This window comes from Parafrankia colletiae, assembly GCF_001854655.1.
Lineage (GTDB): Bacteria > Actinomycetota > Actinomycetes > Frankiales > Frankiaceae > Parafrankia > Parafrankia colletiae.
Window position 1 is genome coordinate 116,408 of the sequence record NZ_MBLM01000080.1, and the last position, 20,383, is coordinate 136,790.

The 20,383-nt window shown below is 76.5% G+C and carries 1 protein-coding gene; it reads right to left on the minus strand.

Annotated features, from left to right (window positions below):
• Window positions 1-65: 65 nt before the first annotated feature.
• Window positions 66-20,282 carry a type I polyketide synthase gene (locus CC117_RS38845; RefSeq protein ID WP_071083416.1) on the minus strand — a complete coding sequence of 6,739 codons (20,217 nt, stop codon included), beginning with the start codon at window positions 20,280-20,282 and terminating at the stop codon, window positions 66-68.
• Window positions 20,283-20,383: the final 101 nt, after the last annotated feature.

A 20,383-nucleotide genomic window follows, 5' to 3' on the forward strand; every position in this document is an offset into this window, starting at 1 on the left:
AGGGGCTGCCGACGGACCTGCCGGCGGCGCCGCGGCCGAGAGATGCGCCCGCACCAGGTGCCCGGTCACGAGGTTCCGAGCGCGTTGTCGATGAAGTCGAAGATCTCGTCGTCGGAGGCGTCAGGCGCCGGTGCCGCGGTGCCCGGTTCGCCGCCGGGCCTCTGGCCGGCCTGGACGGCATCACCGGGGCTGTCCGGCCCCGAGCCCTGCCCGTCGACGGCGTTCAGGGCGTCGAGCAGACTGTGTAGCCGGTCCGTGAGGGCGGTACGCCGCTCCCGGTCGGCGGCGAGCAACGGCACGACTGCCGCGATCTCCTCCAGGCTGGCCAGCGCGAGCGCCGGGTCCGGCGTGGCGGCGGCCACCAGCTGGTCGCGGAGGTGCCCGGCGAGCGCCTCGACGGTCGGGTGGTCGAAGACCAGTGTGCTGGTCAGCCGCAGGCCCGTGGCGCCGGCGAGCCGGTTGCGCAGCTCGACGGCGGTGAGCGAGTCGATGCCCAGATCGAGCAGGCCGCGCCCGTCGTCGGTGCGGGAGAGGGAGTCGTGGCTGAGAACGGCCGCCACCTCGCCGCGTACGAGCTCACGAATGGCGTTCGTGCGGGCGGGCTCCGCCAGGGCGACGATCCGCCCGGCCGCCTCCTGCCCGTGTGGACCAGGCGGTGGTACCGAGGCGGCGGTCCCGCCGGCCGCGCGGCCACCGCCTGGGCGCGCGGCCGTGCCGTCGCTGGATCCGCCCGGCGTCAGTGCGCGCACCAGGATGTCCGCGCCGGGCCGGGCCGCCAGCGCCTGTGGGTCCAGGCGGGCCGGGACGACGAGCGGCTCGCCGGCGGCCAGGGCGGCGTCGAGAAGCTCCAGCGCGTCGTCGGTGGCCAGCGGCAGGACGCCGGAGCGCGACAGCCGGCGCAGCTGCGCGTCGTCGAGAGTGCCGCTCATACCGGCCGTGTCCTCCCACAGCCCCCAGGCCAGGGAGATCGCGGGGAGACCCAGGCCACGGCGGTGGGCGGCGAGAGCGTCGAGGAACGTGTTCGCGGCAGCGTAGTTCGCCTGCCCGGGATTTCCGACGATGCCGGCGATCGACGAGAACAGCGCGAACAGTGACAGCTCACGGCCGGCGGTCAGGGTGTGCAGTGCCCACGCCGCGTCCACCTTGGGACGCAGTACCGTGTCGAGCCGCTCGGGGGACAGCGCCGTGACGGTGCCGTCGTCGAGGACTCCCGCGATGTGGACGACGCCGGTGAGCGGGCGGTCCGCGGGGAGGGCGTTGAGGAGTGCGGAGAGGGCGTCGCGGTCGGYGGCGTCCACCGCCGCGAAGGTGATCTCGGCGCCGAGCTCGGTGAGCTCCGCCCGCAGTGCCGCGGCCCCCGCGGCCCGCTCGCCCTGCCGGCTGACCAGCAGCAGGTGGCGCGTGCCGTGTTCGGTCACCAGATGGCGGGCCACCGGCCGGCCGAGCGCCCCGGTGGCCCCGGTGACCAGAACGGTCCCGGTGGGGATCGGCCCGAGTGCGGTGTCCCGCCGGTCCGCCCGGGGGCGGTTCCTGGACAGCCGTGGGACCAGGACGGTCCCCTCCCGGAAGGCGAGCTGCGGCTCGTCCGAGGCAAGCGCGCCCGCCAGCGTCGCCGCGAGGGCGTCCGGCGCGGACGGTGCGGCGACGCCGTCGTCGAGGTCCACCAGGACGAAGCGTCCGGGGTGTTCCGCCTGCGCGGTGCGGACCAGGCCCCACACCGTGGCCGCAGCCGGATCGCGGACGTCAGCCGGTCCGGTCGCCGCCACCGCCCGCCGGGTGGCGAGAACGATTCGGGCGTCCTCGAAGCTGTCGTCGGCCAGCCATCGTTGGACGAGCTCCAGTGCCCGGCGGGCATGCCTGTGCGCGGCGTCCGCGACCGTCCCACTCCCCGGGGCAGCCCCACCGGCTGCTTCGGCACCATCGGCGATGGCAACACCATCGGCCGTGGCGGCGACGTCGGTCGCGCTGGTCAGGGTGACCAGGACGGTCGCCCGGCCGGCGACCGTGCCGGGCTCGTCGACGGTGTCGAGGCCGGTGTGGCACTCGGCGCCGGGCAGGCCGAGGGTGTCCGAGCCCAGCACCGTCCAGCGTGCCGGCGGCTCGGCGGGGGAGACCGGTAGCCGGTTCCAGTCCAGGGTGTACAGCGGTGGGCCGCCGGGGTCGAGCTGGGCTGCTGTCGTCTCCCGGACGCGCAGCGCGGCCACCTCGGCCACCGCCGCCCCTGCGGTGTCGGTGACCAGGATCTTCAGCTCGTTCTCACCGAGGCTGGTCAGCCTGGCCCGCAGCGCCGTGGCCGTGGTCGGCCGGAGCACGACCCCGTTCCAGGAGAACGGCAGCCGCAGGCGCCCGGGGCGGGGTTCCGCATCTGCCAGCAGCACGTGCAGGACGGCGTCGAGGAGCGCGGGGTGGACGGCGAAACCGTCCGGGTCCACAGTGTCCGGGTCGAGGGCGACCTCGACGAACCGGTCCTCGCCGCGCCGCCAGGCGGCTTTGAGCCCCTGGAAGGCCGGTCCGTAGCCGTGGCCCCGGGCGGCCAGCTCCGGGTAGGCGCCGGAGAGGTCGAGCACTTCCGCCCCCGGTGGTGGCCAGGCCTCGGCGAGGTCCGCGCCGGCCGGCCGCGCCTCCCCGCCGGGCCCGGCGTTCCGGGCAGGCCCGCCCGCGGGGATGACAGGCCCGGCCCCGAGTACGCCGGTGGCGTGCAGGTGCCAGGATTCCTCGTCCGCGCCGCCTGGACGGGTGTGCACGACGACCGTCCGGCGGGCGGTGCCGTCGTCGCCCGCCACCGTCACCCGGAGCGGGACAGGGGCCTCCCCGGGCAGGAGTACCGGTTCCGCCAGCACCAGCTCCGCAAGGTGGTCGAGGTCGACGCGCTTGCCGGCATGCAGGATGAGCTCCACGAGGGCGGTGCCGGGCAGCACGGCGACACCGGCGAGGGTGTGGTCCGCCAGCCAGCCCTGGGTACGGAGGGAGAGCTGGCCGGTGAAGACCACCCCGCCGCTGTCGGGCAGGTCGATCTCGGCCGCCAGCAGCGGGTGGGCCGTCGCCCGCTGGCCGGCGGCGCTGACGTCGGCCAGCGGGCGTACGGGGTCCAGCCAGTACCGCCGTCGCTGGAACGGGTAGGTCGGCAGGGCCACCCGGGGCCCGGTTGCGGCGTTGAACACCTCCGGCCAGTCGACGGCGGCGCCGTGCGTGTGGGCCTCGGCGACGGCGGTGGCCAGCGTGCGCGGCTCCGACTGGCCGCGCCGCAGCACCGCGATGAGCGCGGGTGCCGTTCCAGCGCCGTGGCCGGCCCCGGAGCCGGTTTCGGCACCGTCCCCGGTGGCGAGGACTTCGTCCGTCATCGGGGTGAGCACGGCGTCCGGACCCAGATCCAGGTAGCGGATGACACCCCGGGCCCGCAGCGCGCGCACCGCGTCGGCGAACCGGACGGCGGAACGAGTGTGGCGGACCCAGTACTCGGGCGAGCGCAGGTCGGTGCCGGTGGCGGGAGCGCCGGTGACGGTGGAGACGACCGGGATCCGCGGCTCGTGGTAGGTGAGCCCGGCCGCGATCCGGCCGAACTCGGCCAGCATCGGCTCCATGAGCGGGGAGTGGAAGGCGTGGCTCACCCGCAGCCGCCGCGTCCGCACCCCGCGCGCCGCAAAGGCCGCGGCCACGGCCTCGACGACCGTGTGCGCACCGGAGATGACGGTGGCGGCCGGGCCGTTGACCGCGGCGACCCCGACCTGGCCCTCGAGGCCGGCCAGCGCCGCCAGCACCTCGTCCTCGGGCGCCTGCAGGGACACCATCGCCCCGCCCGGGGGAAGCTGGCTCATCAGCCGGCCGCGCGCGGCCACCAGGGCGCAGGCGTCGGCCAGGGTGAGGATGCCGGCCACGTGGGCCGCTGCGATCTCCCCCACGGAGTGGCCGGCCAGCTGGTCCGGCACCAGTCCGAGGGAGCCGAGCAGGCGGTGCAGCGCCACCTCGAAGGCGAACAGGGCGGGCTGGGCATACCCGGTGTCGTCCAGCGCCGTGGTCTGCGGACCCTCTGTGTCCACCCCGGCGTCGCCGGGGGCGAGGACGATGTCGGTCAGGGGGCGGTCGAGGTGTGGGCCGAGCAGGTCGGCGGCCTCGTCCCAGGCGGCGGCGAAGACCGGGTAATGGCGGTGCAGCTCCCGGCCCATCCCGGGGCGCTGGCTCCCCTGCCCGGAGAAGAGGAACGCCGTCCGTCCCGGCTGTCCGGCGACGGCGTGGAGCGCGCCGGGAAAGGGCTGGCCGGTGGCGAGGGCGGCGAGCCCGGCAAGGCCCTCGGCGCGATCGGCGACGATGATGGCGGCCCGGTGCGCGAGTCTCGCCCGACCGGTCGTCAGTGCGAGCCCCACGTTGTGCGTGGAGGCGTCCGGGTGCTGGGCGAGGAAGCCCGCGAGCCGGCCGGCCTGGGCGCGGACCGCCTCCGCCGTGGCACCGGACAGCACCCACGGCACCGGCACCGTGCTTGCGTCGCCGCCGCCCATGTCGGTACCCGTGGCGGTGTCCGGCTGCCCGGGGCCGTCGGGACCGCGCTGCTCGGGAATTCGGCTCTCCGGGGGAGTGGCCCCGCCCTCGGACGGGGCCGCGCCAGCGCCGGGACCGGACCCGTCGCCAGGGCCGAGGACGGGAGGTTGCTCGAGGATGACGTGTGCGTTGGTCCCGCTGATGCCGAACGAGGACACGGCGGCGCGGCGCGGGCGGCCCGCGTCCGGCCAGGCGGTCGTCGCGGTCGTGAGGGTGACGGCGCCCGCGTTCCAGTCCACGTGCGGGGACGGCGTGGCGGCGTGCAGAGTCGCCGGAAGGACGCCGTTGTTCAGCGCGAGGACCATCTTGATGATGCCGGCGGCTCCGGCGGCGGCCTGGGTGTGCCCGATGTTGGACTTCAGCGAGCCGAGCTGGAGCGGATGCGGGCGGGCCTGGCCGTAGGTGGCCAGCAGGGCCTGGGCTTCGATGGGGTCACCGAGGGTGGTTCCCGTGCCGTGGGCCTCGACGGCGTCCACGTCGGCGGGGGCCAGCCCGGCGTTTGCCAGGGCCGCCCGGATGACCCGCTGCTGGGCGGGGCCGTTGGGCGCGGTCAGCCCGTTGGACGCGCCGTCGGAGTTGACGGCGCTGCCGCGGACGACCGCCAGGACGGGGTGGCCGTTGCGGCGGGCGTCGCCGAGGCGTTCGAGCAGCAGGACGCCGGCTCCCTCGGCCCAGGCGGTGCCGTCCGCGTCGGCGGAGAACGGCTTGCAGCGGCCGTCGGGCGCCAGCCCGCGCTGGCGGCTGAACTCGACGAAGGTCGCCGGGCTCGCCATGACGGTGGCGCCGCCGGCCAGCGCGAGGGCGCATTCGCCGGACCGCAGCGCCTGCGCGGCGAGGTGGAGCGCGACGAGGGAGGAGGAGCAGGCGGTGTCGACGGTCACGGCTGGCCCCTCGAAACCGAGGGTGTAGGCGATCCGGCCCGACGCGACGCTGCCCGCGCTCCCGCTGACCAGGTAGCCCTCGAACCCGGCCGGCGCGGCCGGTGACTGGTGCAGCCGGGCCCCGTAGTCGTCGTACATGACACCGGCGAAGACGCCGGTGGGGGTGCCGGCGAGGCTGGTGGGGTCGATCCCGGCCCGTTCGAGAGCCTCCCAGGCCGTTTCGAGGAGGAGGCGCTGCTGGGGGTCGATGGCCAGGGCCTCTCGCGGGGAGATCCCGAAGAACTCGGGGTCGAAGTCACCGGCGTCGTGCAGGAAGCCGCCGTGCCGGGTGTAGCTGGTACCGGGATGGTCCGGGTCCGGGTGGTAGAGGCGGTCGAGGTCCCAGCCGCGGTTGGTCGGGAAGCCGGTCACGGCGTCGGTTCCGGCGACCAGCAGCCGCCACAGGTCGTCGGGGGTGTGCACCCCGCCGGGGAGGCGGCAGGCCATCCCCACGATCGCAATCAGGTCGTCGCCGTGACCGGCGCCCTCGTCCGGGCCGGCGGTGCCCAGCCGGCTGCCGGGGCCGGCGGTCCCGGTGGCGGCGCCCACGGTGCGGGTGGCGACGTGGTCGGTGAAGAGGTGGTCGGTGAAGAGATGGTCGGCGAGCGCCGTCGGGGTCGGATGGTCGAAGACCAGGGTGCTCGGTAGGGAGAGCCCGGTGGCCGCGGTCAGGCGGTTGCGTAGTTCGACCGCGGTGAGTGAGTCGAAGCCGAGCTCGGTGAACGCGCGGGCGGCGTCGACCGTGTCGCCGGCCGGATAACCGAGGACCGTGGCGACGCTGCGCCGGACGAGGTCGGCGACGGCGTCGCGCCGTTCCGCCTCACTCGCCAGGCCGCCGAGCAGCGCCGCCAGGCCGCCGGTCCGCTCGTCCGGGCGGGCGCCCGCGGCACCGGCGCGGCGCGGGCGGCCGAGAAGGCCCCACAGCGGCGGCGGCACCGGCCCGGCCGGCCGGTGCGCCGCCAGCTCGAGACGGGCCGGAACGAGGACGGCGCGGTCGGTGTCGAACGCCGCGTCGAACAGGCGCAGGCCCTCGTCGCCGCTCATCGGGACGATGCCGAGGCGGGCCATCCGGGCGAGGTCGGCGCGTGCCAGCTCGGCGCCCAGGCCCGCGTCCGCACCCCACAGCCCCCAGGCCAGCGAGACCGCTGGCAGTCCGCGGGCGCGGCGGTGCTGGGCCAGGGCGTCGAGGAAGGCGTTCGCGGCGGCGTAGTTCCCCTGCCCGGCGGTACCGAGTGTCCCGGTCACCGAGGAGAACAGCACGAAGGACGCAAGGTCGAGGCCCTGGGTGAGCTCGTGGAGGTTCCAGGCCGCGTCCGCCTTGGGGCCCAGCACCGTGTCGAGGCGTTCCGGCGTCAGCGCCTCGACGGTTCCGTCGTCGAGCACCCCGGCCGCGTGGACGACGGCGGTCAGCGGGCGATCCGGGGGGAGCCCGGCGAGCAGCGTCCGCAGCGCGTTCCGGTCGGCCACGTCGCAGGCGGCGAGGTCGACCTCGGCCCCGAGCGCGGTCAGGTCGGCGATCAACTCGTCCGCGCCGGCGGCGGCCGGGCCGCGCCGGCTGACCAGCAGCAGCCGGCGGGCGCCGTGCGCGGTCACGAGCCGGCGGGCGACGAGGCCGCCGAGCAGGCCGGTCGCGCCGGTCACGAGGACCGTCCCGGCGCCGACTCGCGTCCCGGCGGCCGCCGCGGCACCCTCGTCCGCCGGCTGCGCCGCTGCGGACAGGGCGGCCGGCAGGCCTGGTGCGGCCGGCGCCCGCACCAGGCGGGGCGCGAGCACGGCGGGCCCGCGCAGTGCGAGCTGGGGCTCTCCCGCGGGCAGCGCGGTGGGCGGCCCGGCGTCGTCGGCGACGTCGACGAGGACGAACCTGTCGGGGTGCTCCGTCTGCGCGGTGCGGACGAGCCCCCACGCCGCCGCCGCGCCCGGGTTGGGCACGGTGTCGTTGCCGGCAGCGGCGACGGCACCCCGCGTCACGACCACCAGCCGGTCGCCCGGCAGAGGGTCTGCGGCCAGCCACTCCTGGACGCCGCGCAGTGCGGCGCGGGCGGCGTGCCGGGCCGTTCCGGCGGCGTCCGGGCTGCCGGCGCTGAGGTCGAGAACCGCCCAGCCCGTCGGGATGGTCACCGAGGGGCCCCGCACCGGGGTCCAGTCCAGGACGAACAGCGAGCCGGTGTCCGTGGCTGCCGCGAACCGGCCGCGCTCGACCGTCGCGAGGGCGAGGGCGTCCACCGTCAGGACCGGCGCCCCGTGCTCGTCGCTGACGGTCAGCGACACGGTGTCCGCGGCGGCGGGCACGATCCGGACCCGTACACCGCCCGTGCCGGCCGCCCCGCCCTCGCCGGTCACGGTGCGGGCATGCAGGCGTACTCCCGCCCAGCTGAACGGCACCCGCAGCATGTCGGTGCCGGTCCGGCTGCCGCGGTGCGCGGTGGCGGTCTGCAGGGCGAGGGGATGCAGCGCCGCGTCCAGCAGCGCCGGGTGGACGCCGAAACCCGCCTCGGTTGCCGGCGGCGCCACCAGCGCGTGGATCTCGTCACCGTCGCGCCACAGCCGCCGCAGGCCCTGAAACGCCGGGCCGTAGTCGTAGCCGTGCTCGGCCATCAGATCGTAGGCGCCGTCCAGGGCGATCTCCGTCGCCGTTTCCGGAGGCCATGTGGCGGAAACCGGGGCCGCTGGGCGGTTCTCGGCCTCCGGCGCGGCGAGCGTCCCGACCGCGTGTCGGCTCCAGTGCGGCTGGTCGCCCCCTGGCGGGCTGGAGTGGACGGCGAGCGGCCGGGCGCCATCCGGGCCTGCCGCACCCACGGTCACCTGGATGTGGATCTTCCCCTGGTCGGGCAGCGCTAGCGGACGGTCGAGCGTGAGCTCGCGGACCGTGTCCGCACCGACCTGCTCGGCGGCTCGCAGGGCCAGTTCGACCAGCGCGGCACCGGGCAGCACCGGCCGGCCGTCCACGGCGTGGTCGGCCAGCCACGGGTGGGCGGCACGGGAGAGCATGCCGGTGAAGACCGCGCCGGCGTCGTCGGGTAGGTCCACCGCCGCGCCGAGCAGCGGGTGCTGCGCGGGCCGCAGCCCGAGGTCGCCCGCGTCCGTCCCGGACGGCGCCGCCTCCAGCCAGTACCGGCCGCGCTGGAACGCGTAGGTCGGCAGCGGCACGCGGCGGGCTCCCGGCAGGGTCTTCGCCCAGTCGAGCTCGCCGCCGTGCGCGTGGAGGCGGGCGAGTGCGGTGAGGACGGTCTCGGCCTCGGGGCGCCCCGCGCGCAGCAGCGGCGCGAGAGCAGCGACCCCGGCCGGCCGGCCCAGGCAGTCGTCCGCCATGGCGGTGAGGACGGCCCCCGGCCCGATCTCCAGGAATCCGGAGACACCCTGGGAGCTCAGGTAGCGGACGGTGTCGAGGAAGCGGACGGTGCCTCGAGCGTGTCCCGCCCAGTAGCCCGGCGACCGCAGCAGCTCGGGATCGGCTGCCCGCCCGGTCGCGGTGGAGACGAGCGGGATGCGCGGCGGGCGGAAGGTCAGCCCCGCCGCGACAGCCGTCAGCTCGTCGAGGACCGCGTCCATGTGAGGTGAGTGGAAGGCGTGGCTGACCTGGAGCCGGCGGGTGCGCCGGCCGCGGGCGCGCCAGCCGTCGGCGACCGCGCCGGTGGCCGCGGCGTCCCCGGAGATCACCACCGAGGTGGGTCCGTTCACCGCTGCGACCGCGACGGTGTCACGGTGGCCGGCGAGGGATTCCTGGACCTCCTCCTCGGTGGCCTCCACTGCGATCATCGCCCCGCCCGCGCCGGCCGCCTGCATCAGCCGCCCGCGGGTGACCACCAGCGTGGCGGCGTCAGCCAGCGACAGGACACCGACCGCGTGGGCCGCGGCCAGCTCGCCGACCGAGTGCCCGGCCACGAAGTCGGGGACGAGCCCGCGGTGTTCGGCCAGCCGGAACAGGGCGACCTGCAGCGCGAACAGCGCCGGCTGGGTCACGGCGGTCTGGTCGAGCAGCGCCCCCTCCGGGCTGTCGGGCGCGGCGAAGAACAGGTCACGCAACGACCGCCCGGCCAGGCTCAGACCGGCCGGGGACGCCGCGAGCAGCGGGTCGAGATGCGCGACAGCCTCGTCCAGCGCCGCCCGGAACACCGGTTCACCGCGGTGGAGCTCCCGACCGGCGCCCGGACGTTGCGACCCCTGCCCGGAGAACAGGAACGCCGTCCTGGCGCCGCGGACCGTGGTCTCGACCACCGTGTGCGTGTGCACCTCGCCGTGCTCGAGGACCGCCAGGCCGGCGAGCAGCTCGGGGACGTCCCGGCCGAGCACGACCGCCGTGCGGCCGAGCCGGGCGCGGGTCGTCGCCAGTGAGAAGGCAAGGTCCCGTGGGTCCGGGGAGGGCTGCTCGGCGATGTGCCGGCGCAGCTCGCGGGCCTGGGCGCCGAGCGCCGCCTCATCGCGTGCGGACACCACCCAGGCCACCGGGGTGGGGTCCGCCTCGACGGTCCCGCCGTCCGTGCTGACCTCGCCCGGGTCGGTGGTGGCGTCGACGGCCGGGGCCGTCGGGTCGCCGGCGGTGTCCGTGCCGGCGGTGTCCGGCGGCGGTGCCTCTTCGAGGATCACGTGCGCGTTTGTGCCGCTGATGCCGAAGGACGACACCGCCGCCCGCCGTGGCCGCCCGTTCCGTGCCGTCCACGGCACCGGCTCGGTGAGCAGCCGCACGCCTCCCGTCGCCCAGTCGACGTGCCCGTTCGGCGCGTCCACGTGCAACGTGCGGGGCAGCTCGCCGTGCCGCATCGCCTCGATCATCTTGATGACGCCGCCGACCCCGGCGGCGGCCTGGGCATGGCCGATGTTGGACTTCAACGAGCCCAGCCAGCAGGGGCTGTCCGCCGGCCGGTCGTGCCCGTAGGTGGCGAGCAGGGCCTGGGCCTCGATCGGGTCGCCGAGGGAGGTCCCGGTGCCGTGTCCCTCGACCGCGTCGACGTCGCCCGGTGCCAGGCCCGCGTTGGTCAGCGCGGCCTGGATGACCCGTTCCTGGGCGGGGCCGTTCGGGGCGGTCAGCCCGTTGCTGGCACCGTCGGAGTTCACCGCCGAGCCGCGCAGCACCGCGAACACGGGATGGCCGTTGCGCCGGGCGTCCGCGAGCCGCTCGACAAGCAGCAGGCCCACGCCCTCGCTCCATCCGGTGCCGTCGGCACCGGCCGCGAACGATCGGCAGCGCCCGTCCGCGGACAGGCCGCGCTGGCGGCTGAACTCGACGAAGGTCGACGGCCCGGCCATCACGGTGACCCCGCCGGCCAGCGCCAGGTCACACTCACCGGCACGCAGCGCCGCCGCCGCCAGGTGCAGCGCCACCAGGGAGGACGAGCAGGCGGTGTCGACGGTGACCGCCGGTCCCTCCAGCCCGTAGGTGTAGGCCAGCCGGCCGGAGACCACGCTGGAGGTGTTGCCGGTGAGCAGGAAGCCCTGGACGTCGTCCGGGGCCGCCGGCAACCGGGCGGCGTAGTCGTCGTACATGACACCGGCGAAGACGCCGGTGCGGGAGCCACGCAGGGTCGCGGGGTCGAGACCGGCGCGTTCGAACGTCTCCCAGGCCACCTCCAGCAGCAGCCGCTGCTGCGGGTCGGTCGCGAGGGCCTCCCGCGGGGAGATGCCGAAGAACTCGCGGTCGAACTGGTCGGCGTCGTGCAGGAACCCGCCGTGCCGGGTGTAGCTGGTGCCGAGATGGTCGGGATCGGGATGGTAGAGCGCCTCCAGGTCCCACCCACGGTTGGTGGGGAAGCCGCTGACGGCGTCGGTGCCCGTGGCGACCAGCCGCCACAGGTCGTCGGGGGACCGGACCTCGCCCGGGTACCGGCAGGCCAGACCGACGATCACGACCGGGTCGTCCGCGTCGGTCCGCGCCCGCGCGACGGCTGGCGCGGACGGCGCGGACCGTCGCGGCCCGCCGGCTGTCGCCGGGAGCAGGGTGAGCAGGTACCGGGCCAGCGCACCGGGGGACGGATGGTCGAACACCGCGGTCGCCGGCACCGGCAGGCCGGTCACACGGGCAAGGCGGTTGCGCAGGTCCACGCCGGCGAGAGAATCGAAGCCGAGATCGCGGAAGGGCAGGTCGGGGTCGAGCCCGGCGTCCGGCGCGTGGCCCAGGATCACCGCGGCGGTGGAGAGGACCAGGTCCAGCAGAGCGCGTTCCCGTTCGCCCGCGGCCAGCGCGAGGATTCCGGCGAGGCCGGCTGGCCCGTCCCCCGCGGCGCCGTCCGCGGGTTCGGCGGCCCGCGCTGTGCGGGCGGCGGGAGGCAGCAGGCCGCGTAGGACAGCGGGAGGCTCGCCGTCGATCGCGGCCGGTGTGAGCCGGGCCGGTACGAGCAGCGCGCCGCCGTGTGCCAGCGCCTCGTCGAACAGCTCGGTCCCCAGCCCGGCCGGGATCGGCGCGACGCCCCCGCGCCGCCAGCGGGTCAGGTCGGTGGCCGTGAGGCCGGTGGCCATTCCGCCGGCGGCGCCGTCCCACAGACCCCAGGCCAGTGCGACGGCGGGCTCCGCCAGCGAGCGCCGGTGGGACGCGAGCGCGTCCAGGAAGGTGTTGGCCGCGGCGTAGTTGGCCTGGCCGGCCGTCCCGGTCAGCCCCGAGATGGAGGAGAACAGGACGAAGCCGGCCAGCGGCCGTCCGCGGGTCAGCTCGTGGAGGTTCCAGGCGGCGTCGATCTTCGGGCGCAGCACGGTGTCGAGCTGGCCGGGGGTCAGCGCGGTGATGGTGGCGTCGTCGAGGACCCCGGCGGCGTGGACCACCGCGGTGAGCGGACGGCGGGCCGACACCGCGGCGACCACGGTGGCGAGCGCCTCACTGTCGGCCGCGTCGACGGCGGTCACGGTGACCTGCGCGCCCTGCCCGGTCAGGTCGTCGACCAGCTGGTCCACACCCGGGGTGTGCGGCCCGCGCCGGCTGACCAGCAGCAGGTGGCGGACACCGCGGGTGGTGACCAGGTGACGTGCGAACAGCGCGCCGAGGCCCCCGGTCCCGCCTGTGATCAGGACCGTCCCGTCCGGGTCCCACCCGGTCCACGGGTCGGACGCGGCCCGCGCCGGGTCCGCCCGGGAGATGCGCGGCACCAGCCACTCGCCGTCACGCAGTGCGAGCTGAGGCTCATCGCCGAGCACGAGCCCCGGCAGCTCTTCCAGCCATTCCCATGCTTCCGGCCCCTCCGGTGCTGCTGGCCCGTCCGGCCCTTCCGGGCTGTTCGGCCCACCCGAGCCGAGGGCGGTGTCCCCGCCCGTGTCGACGAGGACGAACCGGCCCGGGTGTTCCGACTGCGCTGCCCGGACGAGCCCCCACACCGGCGCGTTCACCAGGTCGCTCACCGCGTCACCGGGGCGGGCGGCCACCGCGCCGCGGGTCAGGAACACCAGCCGGCGGTCGGTACCGGGGTTGGCGGCGAGCCACTGCCGCACCAGCCGCAGCGCCCGCTGCGCGGCCCGCCCGGCCTCGGCCGGCAGGGAACGCGGCGCGTCGCCGCCGGAGGGGTGCGGCACAGGGCCGGGCAGCGGCGGGACCACGACGACATCGGCTGCCGCGACCGCGGCCGGCCAGGTGTCGGGCGGCTCGTCCGCCTCGGCTGCCTCGACGGTGTCCCGGCTGTGCGGAATCTGCGCGGTGAGCAGCCGTTCGGTCAGCACAGCGACGCGCGCCGCCGTCCTACCGGCGGGCGGCGGACTCCCGCCCTCGCCCTCCGGCGCCACCGGCGTCCAGATCAGTTCGTGCAGCAGGGCGGCGAGGTCGCCGGTGTGACCGAGTTTCCGTTTCTCCACCGACCGTAGGACGAGGGAGTCGATCGAACCGATCGGGGCACCGTCCTGGTCGGACAGCGCCAGCGAGAACGCGTCCGGCCCGATCCGGGTGGCGCTGGCGCGCAGCGTGGTCGGCGGCGCGGGGCGTGCGGCGGCCGGGCCGGTGCCCGTCGGGCGCAGGGACACTCCGCTCCACAGGAAGGGGAGGCTGATCCTGCGCGCGGCCACCGCCGGGTCCGGGGCGACCGCCTGGACGAGCGGGTGCAGCACGGCGTCCAGCAGGGCCGGATGCAGGATGAAGCCGTCGGCGCCCAGGGCCTCGGGCAGCCGGGTTTCGACGTGCAGGCTGTCGCCGTCGCGCCAGAGCCGGTGCAGACCGCGCAGGGCGGGCCCGTACTCGTAGCCGAGTGCGGCAAGCCGGCGGTAGGCGTCGGCAAGGTCGACCGGCTCGGCGCCCGCGGGCGGCCACGCCGGCGGCTGGTCCGGGCCCGCGAGGTGGGAGGGGTCCGCGGGGGAGGGGCCCGCAGGGTCGGCTGCGCGGGCGGTCAGTACGCCCGAGGCATGCCTCGTCCAGGCCGCCGCCGGGCTGCCCGCGCCGCGCTCCGTCCCGGCGTCGCCATTTCCGCCGTCGCCCTCCGGCCGGTGCCGGCCCGCCTCGGCGGGCGCCTCGGTGCGGGCGTGGATGGCGAGCGTCCGCTGCCCCGACCCGTCCGGGCCGCCGATGACGAGCTGCAGCCGCACCGACCCCGTCCGGGGCACGAGCAGCGGTGCCTCCAGCGTCAGCTCCGCGAGGTGCGCCGCGGCCACCTGCTTGCCGGCGGTGACCGCGAGGTCCAGGAAGGCGGTGCCCGGCAGCAGCACCCGTCCGTCGATCGTGTGGTCGGTCAGCCAGGGCTGCGCCGACCGCGAGAGCCGCCCGGTGAGGACGACGGCGCCTCCGTCGGCGAGCTCGACCCGGGTGTCGAGCAGCGGATGTCCCAGCCGGTCGGGTCCCGAGGCGGGCCCGTTGACGGGCGCCAGCCAGTAGCGGCGCCGCTGGAAGGCGTAGGTCGGCAGGTCGACCCGGCGTGCGCCGGGGTGGACGGCGCGCCAGTCCGGCGCCGTTCCGTGCGCCCACAGGGTGCCCAGCGCGGCGGCCAGTGTCGCGGGTTCGGACCGGTCGGCCCGCAGCAGCGGCACGAGCACGGCGGAAGCGGCTCCGGTCTCCCCGTCGAGGGACTCCCGCGCCATCGCGGACAGGGTGGCGTCCGGCCCCAGCTCGACGAAGGTGGTGACACCCCGGTCCGCCAGCGCGCGGACACCGTCGTGGAAGCGGACGGTGCCGCGGAGCTGACCGGTCCAGTAGTCGGGGGAGGCCAGCTGGTCCGCCGTCGCGGGCTCGCCCGTCACGGTCGAGATCACCGGGATCCGCGGCGGCTTGAAGGCCAGCCCGCGTGCGATCTCGCGGAACTCCGCCAGGACGCCGTCCATGTGCGGGGAGTGGAAGGCGTGGCTGACCCGGAGCCGGCGGGTCCGCCGCCCCTGCTCCCGCCAGCCGGCGGCGACGCGTTCGGCCACGTCGGCGTCGCCGGAGATCACGACCGAGGTCGGACCGTTCACCGCCGCCACGGCCAGCTCGGCCTCCAGCCCCCGCAGGCTCGCGCGCACCTCGTCCTCGCGGGCGGCGATCGCGATCATGGCCCCGCCGGGCCGTGCGGCCTGCATGAGCCGGCCGCGGGCGGCGACCAGCGCGGCCGCGTCGGCCAGCGACAACACCCCGGCGGCGTGGGCGGCCGCGAGTTCTCCGATGGAGTGGCCGACCAGGAGGTCGGGGGTGATCCCGAACGAGACGACGAGCCGGAAGAGCGCCACTTCCAGGGCGAACAGCGCCGGCTGGGTGTACACGGTGTGGTCGAGCAGATCGGCTCCGGGCGAGCCCGCGGCGGCCGTGATCACCTCCGCCAGCGGCCGCTCGAGCGTGCTCAGGTGCGGCTCGAGCTCGGTGACGACCTCGTCGAACGCCGCGGCGAACGTCGGCCACGCCCGGCGCAGCTGCGCGCCCATCCGGGCCCGCTGCCCGCCCTGCCCGCCGAACAGGAACGCGGTCGGTGCGGGGGCGGCCCCGGTGGCGATCCGGGCGCCGCCCCGGATGACGGCCGCGTGTTCCGCGCCGCGGGCGAGCGCGTCCAGCCCGGCGAGCAGCTCCGGGACGCTGCCCGCGCTCACCACGGCCCGCCGTTCCAGTGCGGCGCGCCCGGTTCCCAGCGAGAAGCCGAGGTCCCCGAGCCGCACGGCCGGTCCCGCCGGCGCATCCTGGTCGTCGGGCCCGGGAAGCCCGCCCGCACCATCGGCCGCAGCCGCCGCCCCGTGCAGGCGGCGGGCCTGTTCGCGCAGCGCTTCGTCGGACCTGGCCGACAGCGGCCACACCACCGCCGCGCCCGCGCCTGCATCCGGCCGCGGTCGGGCCGGGGGTGCGGAGCCCTCCAAGTGGGGGGCCTGTTCGACGATCACGTGAGCGTTGGTGCCACTGATCCCGAACGAGGACACGCCCGCCCGCCGCGGCCCCTCGGTCGCCGGCCAGGCGGTGGCCTCGGTCAGCAGCCGCACCTCGCCCGCCGACCAGTCCACATGCGGGGAGGGGGCGTCCACGTGCAGCGTGGCCGGGAGGACGCCGTGCCGCATGGCCAGCACCATCTTGATGACCCCGCCGACGCCGGCGGCCGCCTGGGTGTGACCGATGTTGGACTTCAGCGAGCCCAGCAGGACCGGCCCGCGCACGCCGCGGTCCTGCCCGTAGGTGGCGATGATCGCCTCGGCCTCGATCGGGTCGCCCAGCATCGTGCCCGTGCCGTGTGCCTCGACGGCGCCCACATCGCGGGGGCGCAGGCCGGCACTCGCCAGCGCCGCGTGGATCACCCGCTCCTGGGACGGCCCGTTGGGGGCGGTGAGCCCGTTGCTCGCCCCGTCCTGGTTCACCGCCGAGCCGCGCAGGACGGCGAGCACGGGATGCCCGCGCCGGCGCGCGTCCGACAGCAGTTCCAGCAGCAGGATGCCGACGCCCTCGGCCCACCCGGTGCCGTCGGCCGCCGCGGCGAACGCCTTGCAGCGGCCGTCCGGGGCCAGACCGCGCTGCCGGCTGAACTCGACGAACATGCCCGGTGTGGCCATGACGGTCACGCCGCCGGCGATCGCGAGCTCGCACTCGCGCAGGTGCAGCGCCTGCCCGGCCAGGTGCAGCGCGACGAGCGAGGACGAGCACGCCGTGTCGACGGTCACCGCCGGGCCCTCCAGGCCCAGCGCGTAGGCGACCCGGCCGGAGACCACGCTGGCGGCGCCGCCGGTGAGCAGGTAGCCGTCGGCGCCGTCGACCGGCTCGTGCAGGCGCGGCCCGTAGTCCTGCGCGGACGCGCCCACGAAGACCCCGGTACGGGTGCCGCGCAGCGACAGCGGGTCGATGCCGGCCCGCTCCACCGCCTCCCACGACGTCTCCAGCAGGAGGCGCTGCTGGGGGTCCATGGCCGCGGCCTCCCGGGGGCCGATGCCGAAGAAGGCGGCGTCGAAGTCACCGGCGTCGTGCAGGAACCCGCCGGTGCGCACATAGGAGTGCCCTGGCCGGTCGGGGTCGGTGTCGAACAGGGCGTCGGCATCCCAGCCGCGGTCCGTCGGGAAGGGCGAGATGGCGTCCGTGCCGGTCGCGACGAGCCGCCACAGCTCCTCCGGCGACGTGACGCCTCCGGGGTACCTGCAGGCGATGCCCACGATGGCGACCGGCTCGTCGGTCCCGTCCGCCTTCCCGGCGCGACCTTCGCCGCGGTCGCGGGTGCCCGACCCGACGGCACCGGCGGTGGCGGTCGTGCCGGCGGGCGCCAGACCGGCCAGCAGATGACTGGCCAGTGCCGCCGGCGTCGGATGGTTGAAGGTCACGCCGGTGGCCAGCCGGAGCCCGGTGGCCCGGGAGAGCCGGTCGCGGAGCTCGACGGCTCCCAGCGAGTCGAAGCCGAGCTCGCGGAACGTCCGCCGGGCGTCGATCTCCTCGGTGCCGACGTGGCCCTGCACGATCGCGACCGTGGTCAGCACGAGATCCAGCAGCCGCCGCTCGCGTTCGGGCCTGTCCAGACCGGCGAGGCGGCCGGCCCAGGAGCCGATGCCGCCCGGGTCGGCGGGATCGCTGCCGGCGGGCAGTCGGTCGGCATGATCGCTGGCGCCGGCTCCGTCGTGGACGGGCCCCGTGGCGCTGCCGGCGCTGGTGTCCGCGGGAGCAGGCGAGGCGTCGAGCCAGTGGCGCCGTCGCTGGAACGGATAGGTGGGCAGAGCGACGGTCCGGCCGGACCGGCGGGCCAGCAGCGCCGTCCAGTCGACGTCGCCGCCCCGGGTGAACACACTCGCCACGGCGGCGACCGCGGCCTCGACCTCGGGCCGGCCCCGGCGCAACGCGGCCAGGAGCACCGCCTCGTCGCCGCCGGACGGCGCCGCCGCGGCGTCCCCGGTTCCGGACACCCCGCCGCGTTTCCGCGGTTCGTCCCGCAGGACGTCCCGGGCGAGGGCCGTGAGCGCCGCTCCGGGACCGAGCTCCAGATAGGTCGTCGCGCCGAGGTCCGCGAGCGTGCGCACCCCCGCCCCGAAGCGGACAGGCTCGCGCACATGCGCGACCCAGTGGTCGGCGCCGAGCTCTGCGGGCCCGGCCACGCCACCGGTGAGGTTGGAGACGACCGGCACCGCCGCGGCCGAGTAGGACAGTCCCTGCGCGATCCGGCGGAACGCGGGCAGCATCGGTTCCATCCGCGCGGAGTGGAACGCGTGGCTGACCGCGAGCCGCGAGGTGCGTCGGCCCCGTTCGTGGAAGTGACCGGCCAGCGCCGTCACGGCCGCGTCGTCGCCGGAGACCACGACCGCCCGCGGCCCGTTGACCGCTCCGAGCCCGACCCGCTCCGACAGCAGCGGACGGACCTCCTCCTCCGAGGCCTCCACCGCGGCCATGGCGCCGCCTGGCGGCAGCTCCTGCATCAGCCGTCCCCGGGCCGCGACCAGCGCGGCGGCGTCGGGCAGGGAGAGCACGCCCGCGACGTGCGCGGCGGCCAGCTCACCCACGGAATGCCCGAGCAGCAGGTCGGGACGCACCCCCCAGTGCTCGACGAGGCGGAACAGCGCCACCTCGAGGGCGAACAGCGCCGGTTGGGTGTAGCCGGTGCGGGCCAGCAGGTCGGGCGGCCCGTCGAAGGCGACGGTGCGCACCGGCCGGTCCAGGTGGATGTCAAGATGCCCGCACGCCTCGTCGAAGGCGTCCGCGAAGGCGGGGAAGGCGGCGTAGAGCTCACGGCCGGAGCCCGCCCGCTGGCTGCCCTGCCCGGAGAACAGGATGGCCAGCCGGCCCCGTCCGCCGTCGGGCGCGCGGCTCACGGTCCCGCGGACGACGTTCGCCGCCTCCCGCCCGCCGGACAGGGCGGCCAGGCCCTCGCGCAGCTCGCCGGCGGTCCGGCCCAGCACGACGGCGCGGTCCTCGAAGGCTGTCCGGGTGGTGGCCAGCGCCAGGCCGACGTCCCCGGGGTCGAGGTCGGGGCGGTCGCCGGCGAGGGCGGCGAGCCGGCCGCCCGCGGCCAGCAGCGCGGCCTCGCCCCGCGCGGAGACCACCCAGGGCACCAGCGGGCCCGGGCGGTCCCCGTCGTCCGGCCCGTCACCATCCCGCGTGTCACCCTGCCTGTCACGTTGGTCGGCGCCGTCCGCACCCGTGCCGCCCGCCGTGTCGACGCCCGGTCCACCGCCGTCCGCGGCGACCGCCGGTGGCGCGGCGGACACCACGAGGTGGCAGTTCGTGCCACCCATGCCGACCGAGCTGACCCCCGCCACCCGCGTACCCGCCGGGCCCGGCCATGCGGTCAGCTCGGTCTGCACCCGGAGGTTCAGCTCGTCGAACGCGATGCGCGGATGGGGCCGGGCGAAGTTCAGGCTGGGCGGGATCTCTCCGTGCCACAGGCTCAGCGCCACCTTGAGCAGCCCGACGATGCCGGCGGCGCCCTCGAGGTGGCCGACGTTCGTCTTGGCCGAGCCGACCAGGACCGGTGAGCCGGCCGGCCGCGCGCGCCCGACGACCGCGCCCAGCGCCGCGGCCTCCACCGGGTCGCCGACCGCCGTGCCGGTGCCGTGCAGCTCCACGTAGGAGACCTCGCCCGGATCGACCGCCGCCCGCCGGTAGGCGGCCTGCAGCGCGGCCCGTTGGCCGTCGACGCCGGGAACCGTCAGCCCGTCCGTCGCGCCGTCGTTGGTGACGGCGCCACCGCGGATCACGCAGTAGATCGTGTTCCCGTCCGCCAGCGCGGCCCTCAGCGGCCGCAGGACGACCAGCCCACCGCCCTCGCCGCGGACGTAGCCGTTGGCGCGCGCGTCGAAGGTGAAGCACCGCCCGTCCGGCGAGAGCGCGCCGAAGCGGGCGGCGGCGACGCCGCCCTCGGCCGTGATGGCGAGGTTCACTCCGCCCGCCAGTGCGAGGTCCGCCTCGCCGCGGTGCAGGGCCTCGACCGCGGCGTGCACCGCCACCAGCGCCGAGGACTGGCCCGAGTCGATCACAAGGCTGGGCCCGCGCAGCCCGAGCAGGTGGGAGAGCCGGTTGGCGATGATGCTCCGGTTCAGCCCGGTCAGTGTGTGCCGGGTGATCCCGCCGGCCCCGGCCCGGTCCGCCACGGTGGCGTAGTCGGCCGAGGTGGTCCCGACGAAGACACCGGTGGTGCTGCCCCGCAGCCGGGCCGGGACGATCCGCGCGTCCTCCAGCGCCTCCCAGCCGAGCTCCAGGGCCAGCCGCTGCTGCGGGTCCATCGCGGCGGCCTGGCCGGGGGAGAGGTCGAAGAAGGCGGCGTCGAAGGTGTCCACCCGGTCCAGGAAACCGCCCCGCCGGGGCACGTCCTCCGCCCCGGAGCCGGCGGTGACGGGCCACCGGTCCGCAGGGGTGTCGACCACGGCGTCACGGCCCTCCCGCAGCAGGTGCCAGAAGGCCTGCGGGTCCGGTGCCTGCGGCAGCCGGCAGGCGAGGCCGACGACGGCCACCGCGTCACCATGTGCGGGGGGCTCTCCGTCGTGCCCGATGCGATCCCGGTGTGCCTGCTCAGTCGTCATTTTTCGGTTAACCCCTCGTGGTGGAGCACCGTCTCTGGGCCGCCGACCGGCTGACCGGTCGGGCGCTGGGGCGGTCGGGCGGTCGGTGGCCCGCCGAAGCG